This is a genomic window from Streptomyces sp. NPDC001781, assembly GCF_053596035.1.
In genome coordinates, this window is the sequence record NZ_JBSFFI010000001.1 from 1 (window position 1) to 15327 (window position 15327).

Genomic DNA, 15327 nt, shown 5'->3' on the forward strand with positions numbered 1-15327 from the left:
GGTTGATAGGCCAGATATGGAAGCCTGGTAACGGGTGGAGTTGACTGGTACTAATAGGCCGAGGGCTTGTCCTCAGTTGCTCGCGTCCACTGTGTTGGTTCTGAAACCACGAACAGCCTCATGTGCCACACATGACGGTTTGTAAAGTTTCATAGTGTTTCGGTGGTCATAGCGTGAGGGAAACGCCCGGTTACATTCCGAACCCGGAAGCTAAGCCTCACAGCGCCGATGGTACTGCAGGGGGGACCCTGTGGGAGAGTAGGACGCCGCCGAACTATTTTTGAGGGAAAAACCCCCGCACCTTCTGGTGCGGGGGTTTTCTGCGTTCAGGGCCATTCAGAGTCAGGGGCAAGGGAAATCAGAAGACGACCTCGGTCGTGTCCACGGTTCCGCCCTTGCGGCCGGGAGCGTGCTGGCCGCCCCAGTACAGGTTGGTGTGCGCGATCACCTGCTCCGGGGCTGGGGCGCCGTACGCGGTCAAGTCCTCCGTGGTGTGGGCGTCGGCGACGAGAAGTGCGTCGTAGCCGCGGACCAGGGCTCCCTGGAGGGTGGAGCGGACGCAGAAGTCGGTCTGGGCGCCGGTGACGACGAGCCGGCCCACCCGGTGTTCGGCCAGGACGGACTCCAGGTCGGTGTCCTCGAAGGAGTCGCGGTAGCTCTTGTGCACGAGGGGCTCGTCCTCGCGGCGTCGCAGTTCGGGGACGAACTCCCAGCCGGCGCTGTCCCGCCACAGTTCGTCGTCGTTGTGCTGCACCCAGATCACCGGCACGTCCTCCGCGCGGGCCTTGTCGATGAGGCTGTTGATGCGGGCGATGACGCCGTCGCGGTCGTGGTTGTCGGCCACCACGTCGTTCTGGACGTCGATGACGAGGAGGGCCGTGCGGTCACGGTCGGGGAGGGTTGTCATGGGGGCCACCATACGGGCGTACTACCGTGGCGGGCATGGGAGTTGTGAGCGGTCAGGGCTATGTGGTGCGGGCTGTGCGGGCTGAGGAGTGGGATGGGGTGAAGCGGTTGCGGCTGGAAGCGCTGCGGGACCCCGTCGCCCATCTGGCGTTCCTGGAGACGTATGAGGCCGCGGCCGCCCGGCCTGACTCGTTCTGGCAGGAGCGGGCCGCGCAGGGAAGCGGTGTGCGGCAGTTCGTCGCCGAGGCACCTGGTGGGGAGTGGGTGGGGACGGTGACCGTGCTGCTGGAGGAGGCCGGGTCCGAGGACTGGGCCGGGTATGCGGTGGAGCGGCGGCAGGGGCATGTCGTCGGGGTGTTCGTGCGGCCCGGGCACCGGGGGAACGGGCTCATCCAGGAGTTGCTGGACGCCGGTGTCGCCTGGGCGTGGGAGCAGGGGGCGGAGCGCGTACGGCTCTTCGTGCATGCCGACAATCCGCGGGCCCAGGGCGCCTATCTTCGGGCGGGGTTCAAGCCGACCGGGGTCGTGGTGTCGTTCTCGAAGAACGAGGACGAGCGGGAACTGGAGCTGGCGCTAGTGCTGTGACCGGAAGGGTTCACCGGCTCGCGGCGTCCGGCACGGGCACCTCGCCGCGTTGCCGCATCGCCCGAGTACATCCAGTACGCGGGCGATGCTCCGCCTTGCGATGCACCGCACCGGACGCCGCGAGCCTTCCGGCAGACCCTTCCAGTCGCAGCACTAGACGGGTAGGTCCTCGTGGGGCCAGCGGGCGCGGGCCTGTTCGCGGGAGCGGAGCAGGGCCAGTGCCGGCAGGCCCTCGGCCGGGCCGGTGTTGAGAAGGCCGGGGAGCTGGAGGAACGGGGCGACCGCGGCCACGTCGTCCAGGATCAGGGTGAGTGGTGGGTCGAGCCGACCGGAGGATGACCGTTCGGCCATGCGCCGGCCGTGCTCGACCACGCTCGAGACGAGGGCCGTCAGCAGGGGCATCGCGCCCGGCCGCGTCCTGGGGTCCTCGATGGGTTCACCGACCACATAGAGCGTGCCCCCTTCGTGGACGAAGGAATCCAGGGCGAGCGTGTCGGTTCGGTGTGGGGTGCACGATTCCCGGATGTTGACCGTGAGGAGTGCGGAGAGCGCCCGGCTGGTCAACTCCTGTGCGATGTCGCGGCGTTCCGGGTGCGAGGTGAGGGCTGCCTCCAGCTCGCCCGCGGAGCCGGGGGCCGCCTTGGGGTGGGTGCGCAGGGTGCGTACCGCGTCCTGGAGCTGGGTGCCCTGGGTCCAGCGGTGGACGTGGCGGACGGTGCGGCCGTCCAGCGCGGCGGCGTGCAGGAAGCTGCGCAGCAGGGTGGTGGCGGTGTCGGTGACGGCCTGGTCGATGCGGGCCGTGGGCCGGACGGGGGCGAGGAGTGCGGTGGCCCGGTTCAGTGCGGTGGGGCGGTCCTCGCAGCCGGCCGTGGGCGACCAGTGCAGGCGGGCCGGGGTGTCGCAGCGGTGGGTGGGGTCGTACAGGAGGACGGGGCCGAGCTTGGCGCGCGCGTCCTTGGTCTCCTGCCAGAGGGCCGGGTTCGAGGTGACGACCAGCGCGGGGCCGGGGGCGTCCTGGAGGGCCGTGAACGCGCAGGCGTGGCGGATCTCGGGGCTGCCGTAGAGGAGGGGGCCCTGAGGGGCCGGGGGTTGCTCCACGATCGGTGGGGGCGGTGCCGCGAGCGGAGGGTGTTGTGCCGGGGCGGGCTGGGGCTTCTCCATGACGACGGGCGTCGCGGGGACGGGCCGTTCGATTCGCGGCTCGGGTACCGCGGTCGCCGGCACGGGGGCCTCCGAAGGCCGTGCGCGCCTCCGGGCCCGGCCCGCGCGCCAGCGGGCCACCGTGCCGAGGACGAAGACCGTCAAGACCAGCAGGATCAGCAACTGGCCGATGAACAGCCCCCAGAAGAGGCCCCAGCCGGGGAGCTGAGCGGGTGGGGTGCCCGCCCAGGCGCCGGCGATGTCGTGCGGCCGGGCGACGAGGTGGCGTATGGCAAGCGGAGTGCGGGTGAAGGCCATCGGGGCCGGCCAGGCGCCGCGCGCGAAGAGGGCCGCGAGGCCGGTGGCCGTCCACACCAGGACCGTCATGCCGAGGAGGAAGGCGAGCAGCCCGACCAGCAGGCCGTCCGGAATGCCGCCGCCCTCGCCCGCGCGTCCGGGGTCCCGGCCGCCGCCCCGCTCGTCCGCTCGCACGTGTTCTCCCTATGCCACCGTCGACTCGGAGTCGCCCACGTGCTGTTCCACGAAGGCCGCGGCCCGCTGCTCGGCCTCCAGTTCGGCGGCGCGCAGGGCGTCGTCGGCGAGGTCGGCGGAGGACTCCGTCATCGCGCGGTCGGTGAAGACCAGTGGGCGTTCGGTCTCGGTGACCAGGTGTTTGACCACCTGGACGTTGCCGTTGACGTCCCAGACCGCGATGCCGGGGGTGAGTGTCGGGATGATCTCCACGGCCCAGCGGGGCAGGCCGAGGACCCGGCCGGTCGCTCTGGCCTCGTCGGCCTTCTGTGCGTAGATCGTCCTGGTGGAGGCCATCTTGAGGATCGCGGCCGCCTCCTTCGCCGCCGCGCCGTCGACCACGTCGGACAGGTGGTGGACGACGGCGACGAAGGAGAGGCCGAGGCGCCGGCCGAACTTCAGCAGCCGCTGGAACAGCTGGGCCACGAAGGGGCTGTTGATGATGTGCCAGGCTTCCTCGACCAGGAAGATGCGCTTCTTGCGGTCGGGCCTGATCCAGGTGTGCTCCAGCCACACGCCGACGATCGCCATCAGGATGGGCATGGCGATGGAGTTGCGGTCGATGTGCGAGAGGTCGAAGACGATCAGCGGGGCGTCGAGGTCGATGCCGACCGTGGTCGGGCCGTCGAACATGCCGCGCAGGTCGCCGTCGACCAGCCGGTCGATCACCAGGGCGACGTCCAGGCCCCAGGCCCGTACGTCGTCTGTGGCCACGTTCATCGCCTCGGCGGACTCCGGCTCGGGGTGGCGGAGCTGCTCGACGATGTCGGTGAGCACGGGCTGGCGGTCGACGATGGTCTCGTTGACGTAGGAGTGGGCGACCTTGAGCGCGAAGCCGGAGCGTTCGTCCAGGCCGTGGCCGAGCGCGACCTCGATGATCGTGCGGAGCAGCGCGAGCTGGCCTGTGGTGGTGATCGCGGGGTCGAGCGGGTTGAGCCGGATGCCGTGGTTGAGCGCGGCGGTCGGGTCGAGCCGGATGGGGGTTATCCCCAGCTCCTCCGCGATGAGGTTCCATTCGCCGACGCCGTCCTCGCCCTGGGCGTCCAGGACGACGACCTGGCGGTCCTTGAAGCGGAGCTGGCGCAGGACGTACGTCTTCTCCAGCGCCGACTTGCCGTTGCCGGACTCGCCGAGGACGAGCCAGTGCGGGGCCGGGAGCTGCTGGCCGTAGAGCTGGAAGGGGTCGTAGATGTAGCCCTTCCCGGAGTACACCTCGCGGCCGATGATGACGCCTGAGTCGCCGAGGCCGGGGGCGGCCGTCGGCAGGTAGACCGCCTGGGCCTGCCCGGTGGAGGTGCGCACCGGGAGGCGGGTGGTCTCGACCTTCCCGAAGAGGAAGGACGTGAAGGCGTCGGTCAGGACGGACAGCGGATCTCGCATGGAGAGCCTCTACCTTCGGATGCCGGTGGCGAACGGGAGGGTGTTCACGAACGCGCGGTGGTGCTCGCGGTCGCACCACTCCAGCTTCAGGTACGACTTGCCCGCCGAGGCGCGGATCGTGCGCTTGTCGCGGTTGAGCGCCTCCGGGGAGCGGGAGGAGACGGTGATCCAGCCGACGAGGTTGACGCCGGCGGCTCCGCTGGCGAGGTCCTCGCCGCGCTGGTCGAGGCGGGAGTGGGCGGCGACGTCGCGCGGGTCGACGGTGCGGTTCATCTTGGCCGCGCGGGACGCCTCGGCCTCGTCGTTGGTCTTCTCCGTCAGCATGCGCTCGATGGCGATCTCGGTGGGTTCGAGGTCCATGGTGACGCCGACGGTGCGGATCACGTCCGGGGTGTGGACGAGGAGGGGGGCGAGGAAGTTGACGCCGACGGGGGTCATCGGCCACTCCTTCACCCAGGCGGTGGCGTGGCACCAGGGGGCGCGGGTGGTGGACTCGCGGGTCTTGGCCTGGAGGTAGGTGGGCTCCATGGCGTTCAGCTCGGCGGGCCAGGCGTTGCGCTGGGTCATCGCCTGGATGTGGTCGATGGGGTGGTCCGGGTCGTACATGGAGTGGATCAGGGAGGAGAGGCGGCCCTGTCCGAGGGGCTGGCGGACCCGGATGTCGGCTTCCTGGAGGCGGGAGCAGATGTCGGTCAGCTCGCGGGCCATGACGATGGCGAGTCCGGCGTCGCGGTCGAGCTTGCGGCCGGCCTGTGGGCGGGCCGCGCGGGCCATGGCGTGCGCCTCCGCGGCCAGGTCGCGGTTGAAGGTCATGCAGGCCACGAGATAGGCGCGGTGCTGCTCGCTGCTGGTGGAGACCATGGACTGGAGCTGGTCGTAGGACCGCTGGAGCCACTCGGGGGAGCGGCCGTCGCCGCGCATGACGACGTCCTTGGCGTGGGCGTCGGGGTCGGCGGGGAGGGTGCGGGCGAGCATCTGGATGCGGTTGACGAAGCCGTCGCCGTTCGCCACGTGCTTGAGGAGGGTGCCGAAGCGGTCGACCAGGGCTTCCTGGTCCTCGGAGTCGCGCAGGCCGACGCCGGGGCCCTCGATCTCGATGGCGGCGGTGACGGTCTTGCGGTCGGCGTGCAGCAGTACGGCGATCTCGTCGGGGCCGAAGGGCGCGGCGAGCCAGGTGATGCGGCCGATGCCGGGGGGCGGGCCGATCTCGACCTCGCGGCCGTCGAGGCGGGTGCCGGACTCCATGACGGGGGAGCGGTAGACGGCCTCGCGCTTGACGGTGCGCTTGTAGGAGCGGTTGATCTCGAACCACTTGTAGAAGGTGCGGCGCTTGTACGGCACGTAGACCGCGGCGACCGCGAGCATCGGGAGGCCGCTGAGGAGCGCGATGCGCAGGGGGAGGGCGGGTACGAGCAGGCCGCACATCATGCCGAGGAACGCGCCGACGACGATCAGCGCGATCTCGCCGGACTCGCGGTTGCGGCCGATGATCGCGTTGGGCCGGGCGCGGCCGATGAGATACGTACGGCGGGGCGAGACCGGATGGGACAGGTGGGCCTCGGTCGTCAACGCCCTTCACCTCCAGAGCGGTTGGTGCTGCTGTTGCGGGTGTTGCCTGCGTGCGGGGTGTTGACCGGGCTGGGCGCGCGGGGCGCGGGAGCCGCGGCGGGGGCGCTCTGCGGGGTGCGGCCGCTGTGCGCGGCGACGCCGCCGGAGGCGGGGTTGGCGGGGCGGGGGGTGCTCGCGCCCTGTCCGCCGCCGCCCGCGCCTGTGTCGGCACGGGTGCTGTGGGTCTTGATGCCCTGGGCGACGAGGGTGGCGGGGGAGCTGATGACGGCGGCGGCCTTGCCCTCGGCGCCCTGCATGATGCGGTTGTTGCGGGAGCCTGCGATCTCGTCGCCGAAACCGGGGACGAAGCGGTAGATCATCGCGCTGGCGAAGATCGCGAGCAGGATGATGGAGAGACCGGAGACGACGGCGCCGAAGGCGTCGGGGCCGCTGTCGCCGGAGAGGGCGCCGGCGAGGCCGAGGACGATGACGATGACCGGTTTGACCATGATGACGGCGATCATGATGCCGGCCCAGCGGCGCACGTGGCCCCACAGGTTCTTGTCGACGAGGCCCGCGTAGACGACGGTGCCGAGGAGGGCGCCCACGTACAGCAGGGCGGCACGGATGACGAGTTCGAGCCAGAGGACGCCCGCGGCGAGGATGCTGACGAGGGAGACGACGATCAGCATGATGGGGCCGCCGCCGATGTCGTCGCCCTTGTCCAGGGCGCCGGAGAAGGTGCCGAAGAACGTGTCCGCCTGGTCGCCGGTGGCCTTCGCCAGGACGTCGGTGACGCCGTCGGCCGCGGAGACGACGGTGTAGAGGATCAGGGGGGTGAAGGCGGAGGCCAGGACCGTGAGCCAGAGGAAGCCGACGGCTTCGGAGATGGCGGTGGTGAGGGGGACGCCCCTCACCGCTCGCTTGGCCACGGCCAGGAGCCACAGGACGAGGGTGAGGATCGTGGAGGCGGCGAAGACCACGGCGTACTGCTGGAGGAACTTCGGGTTCGTGAAGTCGACGTTCGCCGTCTCCTTCACCGCGTCGCTGAGCTTCCCGATCGTCCACGACGCCGCGTCCGCGCAGCCCTTGGCGAGCGAGGAGAGGGGGTCGAGGGAGGAGGTCAGGGGGTTGTCGGTGGTGAGACCCTTGCGGGCGCTGCCTCCGCGGTCTTCTTTTTCGCAGAACTGCTTGGCCGCGCCTCTGATCAGGTCGCAGGCGTCGTTGCCCGAGCTCGGCTTGGGGCTGGGCGCTGCGACGGCGCGGGTGGCCATCAGCACGGCTGCCGTCTGCACGCCCGTGAGGACCGCCGTGATCCTGAGGACGCGGTGGTTAGCGCGCATACGTGAACCCTCCGAACTCCTCGACGGCCTTCGTCATGTCGTTGGCGGTGGAAGCCCGCTGGTCGCGTCCGACGGGAACGGGCCCGTCCTTCTGCTGGAAGTCGGTGATCTTCCAGTCGCCGTCGGCCCAGCGCAGCTCGTACGTGGTGGTGTACCAGCTCTCGGTGACCGGGTTCTTCGAGGTCTCGCCGGACAGGCCGAACAGCGAGGTGTACCAGACTTCCACGGTGGCACTGTCCTGTGCCGACGCGGTGGTCTTGGTGCCGACCGGGATGGTGCGGGAGACGAACGTCTCCCCCTTGGGCGCGCTGCCGTCCTTCGCCAGACCGATGTTGGCGAGGAACCTCTCGTCCGAGTAGGCGCGGTCCATGGCCGATTGCTTGGCCGCCGCGGTGTCGGAGGCGTAGACCGTGTCGACGATCTGGTGCCGCCACCCGGTGTCGAACATCTCCGCCGACCCCAGCGCCACCGCGTAGTTGGCCGCCGCGCTCTCCGCTCCCTGCTTGCTGTGGGGGAACTTGGTGGGGATGCCGTTCTGCCTGGTGGTCACCGGGGTGTGGCCGGAGGCGGCGGTGGGGGCGGCCGGTTGGTGGGGGGCGCCCTTGGCCGGGGTTTTCGGGGACGTGGAGTTGTCGCGGTTGGCGAAGGCGATGGCTGCGATGAGGAGGACGACGACGCCGACGACGGTGATGAGGCTGCGGGAGGAGGAGCGGGGGTTGCGGCGGGGGGCGCCGCCGTAGGGGTCGCCGCCCGGCAGGTGGGTGCGGGTGTGCCCGGTGTCGGGGTAACCGTGCTCGCCTGAGGTGCTCATGCCGCGTACGCCCTCTCCGCCTCGTGTTCGTACGACGGTAGCCGGGCTGGTCCTCGCGCGGGCGCGGTGTGGTGACTGGACATCAGGGAAACACGACCTCGAGCCCGGGTGTCAGACGGCCATGCCGTACACGATGGTGAACAGTGTGCCGAGGGAGCCGATGATGAAGACCCCGGTGAGGCCCGCGATGATGAGTCCCTTGCCCTGCTCCGCGCTGAAGGTGTCCCGCAGCGCGGTGGCGCCGATGCGCTGTTTGGCCGCGCCCCAGATGGCGATGCCGAGGCAGAGAAGGATGGCGACGGCCATCACGACCTCGATCATCACCTTCGCTTCGTTGCCCAGGCTGCCGAAAGGCCCCCAGTCCGGAGCGATCCCGCCGATGATGGTGTTGATGTCTCCCTTGTCGGCCGCAAAGAGCATGTAAGTCACCGCCCCTGGTGGGTAGTTGTGCCGCCCCTCTGCCGTGTGCAGAGGTCAGGTCCCATTGTCGCCGACAACGTCGCCGTCGTATGTCGACTTGGCGGCATTCACAGGCGGTTCTCGAGTATTTGGCGCATATGGTCACTCTGTGTATCACGGCAGGTCACGCCGGGCAATGACGCGGGTGCGAAACCTGTGGTGTGGTTCCGTCGTTGGGATCTCTTACGGTACTTGCGCCCCGGGCAGGGGTTCTGACGGCCGGTCGGGTGAGGCGTCGAGACGATGTTCTCACGCGGTGTCAGCGTGGTTTGAGTCCGTGCAGCAGCAGGTGGACGTGGGTGTCGAGACCGGCCATGACCTCCTCGGCGTCCAGCGCGCAGCCGGCGATCAGGGCGGCGAGGCCGTGCAGGCCGGCGGCGGCGACCAGGGTGATGCGCTCGGGATCGCCCTGGACGATCTCGCCGCGTTCCTGGGCGCGGGCGAAGGTCCGGGTGAGTGCGCCGAGGGACTGGTCCACGGCGACGGCGAGCCGGTCGGAGCTGTCGGGTTCGTGCTTGCGCGCGAACATCAGCTCCAGCAGCTCGGGGTTGTCGACCGCGAAGCCGAGGTAGGCGCGGGCGAGGGCGGTCATGTGCTGCTCGAAGTCCGCCTCGGGATCGCCGTCGGCCGCGGCGCCGAGGGCCTGGTTCAGGCGCTCGTACCCGGCGAGGGCGAGGGCGTCGAGGAGCGCCTGCTTGTCCTTGAAGTGGCGGCCGGGGGCGGCGTGGCTGACGCCGGTGGCGCGGGCGAGCTCGCGCAGGGAGAGGGCGGCGACGCCCTTCTCGCGCAGGGTGCGCTCCGCGCTCTGGAGCAGAGCGGCGCGCAGGTCGCCGTGATGGTACGGGCGGCTCGTGGGGATGCGCGGCATGCGGGTCATCGTATCCCGATGTTGTCGGCGCCAGCTTTGTTGTCGTTGACATCATTGTTGGCGTTGCCTACATTGACGTCATGGCCGAGACGAGGGAAGCGCGCGGTGCGCGCCAGTGGAATGTGGACCGCCTGCCCGATCTGAGCGGCCGGACGGCCGTCGTGACCGGCGCCAACAGCGGGATCGGCTTCATGGCCGCCGCCGCGCTGGCGCGGGCCGGGGCGCACGTGGTGTTCGCGGTGCGCGACCTGGCGCGCGGCGCCGCCGCGGCGGGGCGGGTGAGCGGCAGCACCGAGGTGCGCCGCCTGGACCTGGCGGACCTGGACTCGGTGCGCGAGTTCGCCGGGGCGTGGGACCGCCCGCTGGACCTGCTGGTCAACAACGCGGGTGTGATGATGCTCCCCGAGGGGCGGACGAAGCAGGGCTTCGAGACGCAGTTCGGCACCAACCACCTCGGGCACTTCGCCCTCACCAACCTGCTGCTGCCGCACCTCACCGACCGCGTGGTGACCGTCTCCTCCGGCCTGCACCGGAGCGGGGACGGGCGGATCAGCTTCGAGGACGTCAACCTGCGCGGCCGCTACACCCCGACCCGCGCCTACGCCCAGTCGAAGCTGGCCAACCTGCTGTTCACCCTGGAGCTCCAGCGGCGCCTCACCGAGGCGGGGTCCGGGGTGCGCGCCCTCGCCGCCCATCCCGGCTACGCCGCGACCAACCTCCAGAGCCACGCCGCGAACCCGCTGGTCCGCCTCTTCATGGGCGTCGGCAACAAGGTCTTCGCCCAGGACGACAGGGGCGGCTCCCTGCCCACCCTGTACGCGGCCACCGAGGACCTGCCCGGCGCGTCCTACGTCGGCCCCGGCGGGTTCGGCGAGATGCGCGGCGCCCCGGCGATGGTCGGCCGGAGTGCGGCGGCGAGCGACCCGGAGGCGGCCCGCCGGCTGTGGACGCTCTCCGAGGAGCTGACCGGCGTCACCTGGGGGCTCGCGGTGCCCGCCACCGGCGACGGTGACAGGGTGTGACGAGCCGGGATGCCCTGAGTGGCCGTCGCGGGTAGGTTGGACGGCGCCCCGGCCTGCGACGGATGGGGACGAGGGCGCGGTTCACAGGAAAATCTCAGCGACGGACGGGCAGGTTTCTCACCCTGGGGGAACAGAGTGAGGACTTGATGAAGCACAGCGCACGCAACCCGGTCACCTCGCGGCCCGCCCTGCTCGGCGCGGTCGTGATGCTCGCCCTCACCTCGGCCTCCGTCGCTGCCGCCGACGACGGGCGCGGCCCGCTCCAGGTGACCGTCACCGCGCCCGCCGACGCGCGGACCGCCCGGGTGGGCGCGCTGTTCGGCGCGGACGGCGCGGGGCGGCCCGAGCGCGGTCACTTCTGCACCGCCTCGGTGGTGCACAGTCCGGCCCACGACCTGCTCGTCACCGCCGCGCACTGCATCACCCACGTGGACGGCAAGCTGTTCTTCGCGCCGGGCTACCGCAACGGCCGTGCGCCGTACGGGATGTGGCCGGTGGGGGAGTGGGTGCTGCCGGCGGGGTGGACGGCCGACAAGGACGAGGACAGCGACGTGGCCTTCGCGCACGTCGACGAGCTGGACGGCAGGCGGGTCGAGGACGTGGTCGGCGGGAACCGGTTCACCACCGGGACCGCGGCCGGCGCGGGTGCCGTCACCCTCTTCGGTATGCCGGACGCCCGTGAGACGCCGGTGATGTGCACCGACCGGCCGGTGGCGCGCGGTCCGGCCCAGCAGCGGGTGCACTGCCCCGGCTTCTCCGGGGGGACCAGCGGGAGCCCCTGGCTGAACGGGTCGGGACAGGTGGTCGGGGTGCTCGGCGGGCACCAGCGGGGCGGGGCGACGGCGGACGTCTCCTACAGTGTGGTGCTGGGCCGCGGGGCGGCCGCGCTCTACCGGACGGCGACCGGGGGCTGACGGGCCGTCGGACCGGGCCGGGATAGGCCGAATTGTTGGCCTGCGGGGCGCGTGCGTGGGCAAAGCGGCGTTGAACCGGCCGGTTATGGGGGAGGGTTGACCCGTGCGCAAAGTATGGGTGGCCGGGGGCGCCGCGATCGGTCTCGGCCTGAGCTTCGTGATGCTGCTGGTCGTCGGGGTGTACGTCGTCGCGGGAAACCTCGCGGGCGGGACCGCCACCGGCGGTGTCGGGCTGGCCAAGGGCGCCGTCCCGGCGGCGTACCAGACGCTGGTGCGCAAGTGGGGCAACCTGTGCCCCGCCATCAACCCCGCCCTGCTGGCTGCCCAGTTGTACCAGGAGAGCGGGTTCGATCCCGGTGCGCGCAGTCCCGCGAAGGCGCAGGGGATAGCGCAGTTCATCCCCGGCACCTGGGCCACCCACGGGGTGGACGGGGACGGCGACGGCGACCGGGACGTGTGGGATCCGCAGGACGCGATCCCCTCGGCGGCCTCCTACGACTGCGAACTGGCCAAGTACGTCAAGGACGTTCCGGGCGACATCTCGGCCAACATGCTCGCCTCCTACAACGCGGGCGCGTACGCGGTCATCCGGTACGGGGGCGTGCCGCCGTACCGGGAGACCCGGAACTACGTGAAGACCATCACGACGCTGGCGAAGAGCTTCGCCGCGCCCGTCACGCGGGTCGACCCCTCCCGGCAGGCCGCGGGAGCCATCGCCTACGCGCAGGGCAAGCTCGGCACCCCCTACCTGTGGGGCGGTACGGGTACGGCCGCGCAGAGCGGGCGGTTCGACTGCTCGGGGCTGACCCAGGCGTCCTACGACAGTGTCGGGATCAAGCTGCCGCGTGTGGCGAACGACCAGTACAACGCGGGTCCGCATCCCTCGCGGAACGAACTGCTCCCCGGCGACCTCGTGTTCTTCTCGCACGATCCGGCCGACTCGCGGGCCATCCACCACGTGGGCATCTACGTGGGCGGCGGCTACATGATCGACGCGCCGCGCACGGGTGCGGTGATCCGTTTCGACCCGATCGACGGCGGCGACTACTTCGGCGCCACGCGGGTCACCGAGGATGGCGCGAAAGCGCTCCCCACGCATGTGTAGCGGAGCGTGAACCCACCCCCTGAGCTGCGCGGACGGGTTTCTCTTCGATAACGTCTGGGTGATCATTCGGTGGAGGGTGGAACGTACGCGCAGGCGCTGTGCGTTCCTGTTCACGTAGCCGAGCAGACGTTAAGTGCGCCAGTGCAGCGGAAGCGGATCTACGACCCACGGGGGGTTGGCGCGACGCACACCGGGTGCGTCCGGTAAGACGACGAAGGGGCCGCAGCACCATGGCTGTACTCGCCGAATCCGGATCGAACCCCGACGTCGAGCTGCTCTACGACATCAACGGCCTGGCGAAGACCGCTCCGCACTGGTTCGACCGGGTCATGGAGTTCGTCGGCGAGTACGGACTCCCGGTCGCCATAGTCCTGCTGGTCCTCGGCTGCTGGCTGACGGTCCGGCGCCGGGGCGGCCCCGACGCGGTGTCCTCGGTGGCCGCGCTGGTGTGGGCGCCGCTCGCGGCGGCCGTGGCCGTGCTGGTGAACGTGCCCATCCGGGGCTTCGTGGAGCGGCCCCGCCCCTTCATGGACCACCAGGGCCTCGACGTCCTGATCGCGGGCAAGAGCGACTACTCCTTCGTCAGCGACCACGCGACGATCACCATGGCGATCGGCGTCGGCCTCTTCGTCGCCAACCGCCGCTTCGGCGTCGCCGGTATCGCGCTCGCCCTGCTGGAGGGCTTCTGCCGGGTCTTCATGGGCGTGCACTATCCGACCGACGTCGTCGGCGGTTTCGCCCTCGGTACGGCGGTCGCGCTGCTGCTCTCCCCGCCCGCCACGGCGCTGCTCACCCCGCTGGTGCGGGCCGTCGCCCGCTCCCCGCGCGCGGGACGGCTGGTGAGCGCCCGGCCTGCGGGCGGTGAGCGCGGGGACGCGCTGTTCGCCGGCGGCCGCGAGCCGGCGGGGTCGGAGGAGAAGGACCTGGCCGCGTAGGCGGGGACCACGCACTCACCGGGAAGGCCGCGGCACATGGTCGCCGCGGCCTTCCCTCTTGGTCACAGCCCCTGTGCGTACCCGAAGAACCGGTCCGGGTCGTACCGCTTCTTCACCTCGGCGAGACGGGTGCCCGCGCTGCCGTAGTAGGCGCGTCGCCAGTCGGTCAGGGCGGCGTCGGTGTAGTTCTGGTACGCGGCGCCGGAGGCGTGGGGACGCATCGCGGTGTGGGTGGCGTCCAGCCAGGAGCGGGCCGCCGAGCCGGAGCTGCTCGCGCCCCACGAGGCGAGGTACTGGGCCAGCATCCGGGAGCGGCGGTGCACGAAGGCGGTCGCGGTGGGCGAGACCCGGTTGACGGCACCGCCCAGCGCGGTGAGCGCCACACTGCCCGCGCCGCCGGACACCGCCCCGACCCGCTTCAGCAGGGTCGCGACGCCGGCCGGGGACAGCGAGCGGTCGAAGAAGTCGGAGCGGGCCGCGTAGGTCTCCCGGTGCAGGGCGCCGCGCGGGGAGCGGCCGGGGGTGGTGCCCGGCAGGTGGCACTGGGCGTCGGTGGCGAAGGCGGAGCAGCCGGCGTATATCTCCATCGCCTCCTCGTAGCCGTGGTTGCGCAGCGAGACGGCGGAGGCGTTGGCGCCCGCGCGGTGGGCGAGGCGGTCGACGGCGTTCTCCAGCTCGCTCCGGGAGCCCATGGAGAAGCAGGAGACGGAGACGGTCGGAGTGCGGCCCGCGGCGCGTTCCAGGTGCAGGGCGGACCAGATCTCGTCCGGCTGGGCGGGCCCCCACTCCTGCCAGGCTTTCAGGACCGCCGCCGCCTTCGCCCACGGCCAGCGCAGGGAGGCGGTCACGGCCCGCGGGGTGCGGTGGGTGGTGAAGCGCAGCTCGGTGACGACGCCGAAGTTGCCGTTGCCCGCGCCGCGCAGCGCCCAGAAAAGGTCCGCGTTCTCACGGGCGTCGGCGGTGAGGGCGCGGCCGTCCGCCGTGACCAGGGTGGCCTGGGTGAGGCTGTCGCAGGTGAGGCCGTAGGCGCGGGAGGCGACGCCGTGGCCGCCGCCGAGCACCAGGCCGGATATCCCGACCGTCGGGCAGGAACCGGCCGGTATGGTCGCGCCGTCGGCGCCCAGCGTCCGGTACACGTCGATCAGCTTGGCCCCCGCGCCCACCACGGCCTGCCCGCCCGAGACGCTCACCCGGTTCAGCGCGGACACGTCGACGATCAGGCGGCCGTCGCCGGAGGAGTAACCGGCGTAGGAGTGGCCGCCGTTGCGGATCGCCACCCTGATCCGGTGGGCGCGGGCGTACGCCAGCAGGGTGCGGATGTCGGCCGCGTGGGCCGCGTAGGCGACGGCGGACGGGCGCAGGGTGTCGAAGCGGGTGTTGTAGAGGCGGCGGGCCGCGGTCCAGGAGGCGTCGCCGGGGCGGACCAGGGTGCCGTCGAGGTCGCGGGCGAGGGCGGTCCAGTCGGCGGCGGCCTTCACGGAGGCGGAGGTCGCGGCGGACGTCAGGGTGGTGGACACCCGTGACCCCGGGACGCCGGGCCGGGCCGAGGCGCCGCCCGGTGCGCAGGCGGTGAGTGCGGTGAGGGCGGTCGCGCCGCCCGTGAGAAACGTCCGCCGGTCCATGTCGCTCGCCGTCCCCTCGCCCTGGTGGTGATCCCTCGGGGAGCCAGACGGGGTCCGGGGGGCCGGGGTTCCGGACAGGGGCGAGAACGCGTCACGCGCTGGGCGGCCGCCGGTACCTTCGCGTGTCCTGTCCGTGAGCGTTCCGTCACCTCACCAGG

Annotated in this window: 14 protein-coding genes and 1 rRNA gene; 6 read left to right on the forward strand and 9 right to left on the reverse strand. The window is 71.4% G+C overall.

Annotated features, from left to right (window positions below; translation table 11 throughout):
• Nucleotides 1-158: 158 nt before the first annotated feature.
• Nucleotides 159-275: ribosomal RNA gene (gene rrf, locus ACWCV3_RS00005) — 5S ribosomal RNA — on the forward strand.
• An 83-nt stretch (nucleotides 276-358) separates the two neighbouring features.
• Here the strand turns inward: rrf and ACWCV3_RS00010 are convergent.
• The gene (locus ACWCV3_RS00010) at nucleotides 359-907 is read right to left on the reverse strand and encodes a cysteine hydrolase family protein (protein WP_451215875.1); all 549 of its coding nucleotides are present in this window, start codon (nucleotides 905-907) and stop codon (nucleotides 359-361) included.
• Nucleotides 908-942: 35 nt separating this feature from the next.
• On the opposite strand from ACWCV3_RS00010, the gene ACWCV3_RS00015 reads away from it, so the two are divergent.
• On the forward strand, nucleotides 943-1491 hold the full coding sequence (locus ACWCV3_RS00015) for a GNAT family N-acetyltransferase (RefSeq protein WP_451215878.1): 549 nt from the start codon (nucleotides 943-945) through the stop codon (nucleotides 1489-1491).
• A 153-nt stretch (nucleotides 1492-1644) separates the two neighbouring features.
• Here ACWCV3_RS00015 and ACWCV3_RS00020 read toward each other — a convergent pair whose 3' ends face one another.
• From ACWCV3_RS00020 to ACWCV3_RS00050, 7 genes are all read right to left on the reverse strand, one after another.
• Nucleotides 1645-3123 (reverse strand): type VI secretion protein, encoded by a 1479-nt coding sequence (locus tag ACWCV3_RS00020; RefSeq protein WP_451215881.1) that lies wholly within the window; start codon nucleotides 3121-3123, stop codon nucleotides 1645-1647.
• A 9-nt stretch (nucleotides 3124-3132) separates the two neighbouring features.
• A complete protein-coding gene (locus tag ACWCV3_RS00025; RefSeq protein WP_451215884.1) occupies nucleotides 3133-4542 on the reverse strand; it encodes an ATP-binding protein in 1410 nt (469 codons plus the stop codon).
• A 9-nt stretch (nucleotides 4543-4551) separates the two neighbouring features.
• A complete protein-coding gene (locus tag ACWCV3_RS00030) occupies nucleotides 4552-6111 on the reverse strand; it encodes an SCO6880 family protein (RefSeq protein ID WP_451215887.1) in 1560 nt (519 codons plus the stop codon).
• Nucleotides 6108-7433 carry a hypothetical protein gene (locus ACWCV3_RS00035; RefSeq protein WP_451215890.1) on the reverse strand — a complete coding sequence of 442 codons (1326 nt, stop codon included), beginning with the start codon at nucleotides 7431-7433 and terminating at the stop codon, nucleotides 6108-6110. The genes ACWCV3_RS00030 and ACWCV3_RS00035 overlap by 4 nt, the downstream gene beginning before the upstream one ends.
• Nucleotides 7423-8244 (reverse strand): hypothetical protein, encoded by an 822-nt coding sequence (locus ACWCV3_RS00040; RefSeq protein ID WP_451215892.1) that lies wholly within the window; start codon nucleotides 8242-8244, stop codon nucleotides 7423-7425. The genes ACWCV3_RS00035 and ACWCV3_RS00040 overlap by 11 nt, the downstream gene beginning before the upstream one ends.
• A gap of 111 nt (nucleotides 8245-8355) precedes the next feature.
• The gene (locus tag ACWCV3_RS00045) at nucleotides 8356-8664 is read right to left on the reverse strand and encodes a hypothetical protein (RefSeq protein WP_003991275.1); all 309 of its coding nucleotides are present in this window, start codon (nucleotides 8662-8664) and stop codon (nucleotides 8356-8358) included.
• A 298-nt stretch (nucleotides 8665-8962) separates the two neighbouring features.
• Entirely contained in the window at nucleotides 8963-9571 is a 609-nt protein-coding gene (locus tag ACWCV3_RS00050) for a TetR/AcrR family transcriptional regulator (RefSeq protein WP_451215895.1), read from the reverse strand.
• Nucleotides 9572-9651: 80 nt separating this feature from the next.
• Here ACWCV3_RS00050 and ACWCV3_RS00055 point away from each other — a divergent pair, with 80 nt between their 5' ends.
• The 4 genes from ACWCV3_RS00055 (at nucleotide 9652) to ACWCV3_RS00070 (ending at nucleotide 13547) form a co-directional block, all read left to right on the forward strand.
• Complete coding sequence (locus ACWCV3_RS00055; RefSeq protein WP_451215898.1) at nucleotides 9652-10593, forward strand: oxidoreductase; 942 nt, start codon at nucleotides 9652-9654, stop codon at nucleotides 10591-10593.
• Nucleotides 10594-10739: 146 nt separating this feature from the next.
• Nucleotides 10740-11507 carry a trypsin-like serine peptidase gene (locus ACWCV3_RS00060; RefSeq protein WP_451215900.1) on the forward strand — a complete coding sequence of 256 codons (768 nt, stop codon included), beginning with the start codon at nucleotides 10740-10742 and terminating at the stop codon, nucleotides 11505-11507.
• Between the two features lie 160 nt (nucleotides 11508-11667).
• Nucleotides 11668-12612, forward strand: coding sequence for a C40 family peptidase (locus ACWCV3_RS00065; RefSeq protein WP_451216756.1), 945 nt, complete (start codon nucleotides 11668-11670; stop codon nucleotides 12610-12612).
• Nucleotides 12613-12842: 230 nt separating this feature from the next.
• A complete protein-coding gene (locus ACWCV3_RS00070) occupies nucleotides 12843-13547 on the forward strand; it encodes a phosphatase PAP2 family protein (protein WP_451215903.1) in 705 nt (234 codons plus the stop codon).
• A 62-nt stretch (nucleotides 13548-13609) separates the two neighbouring features.
• Here the strand turns inward: ACWCV3_RS00070 and ACWCV3_RS00075 are convergent, their stop codons facing one another.
• Nucleotides 13610-15169 carry an FAD-binding oxidoreductase gene (locus tag ACWCV3_RS00075; protein WP_451215906.1) on the reverse strand — a complete coding sequence of 520 codons (1560 nt, stop codon included), beginning with the start codon at nucleotides 15167-15169 and terminating at the stop codon, nucleotides 13610-13612.
• Nucleotides 15170-15327: the final 158 nt, after the last annotated feature.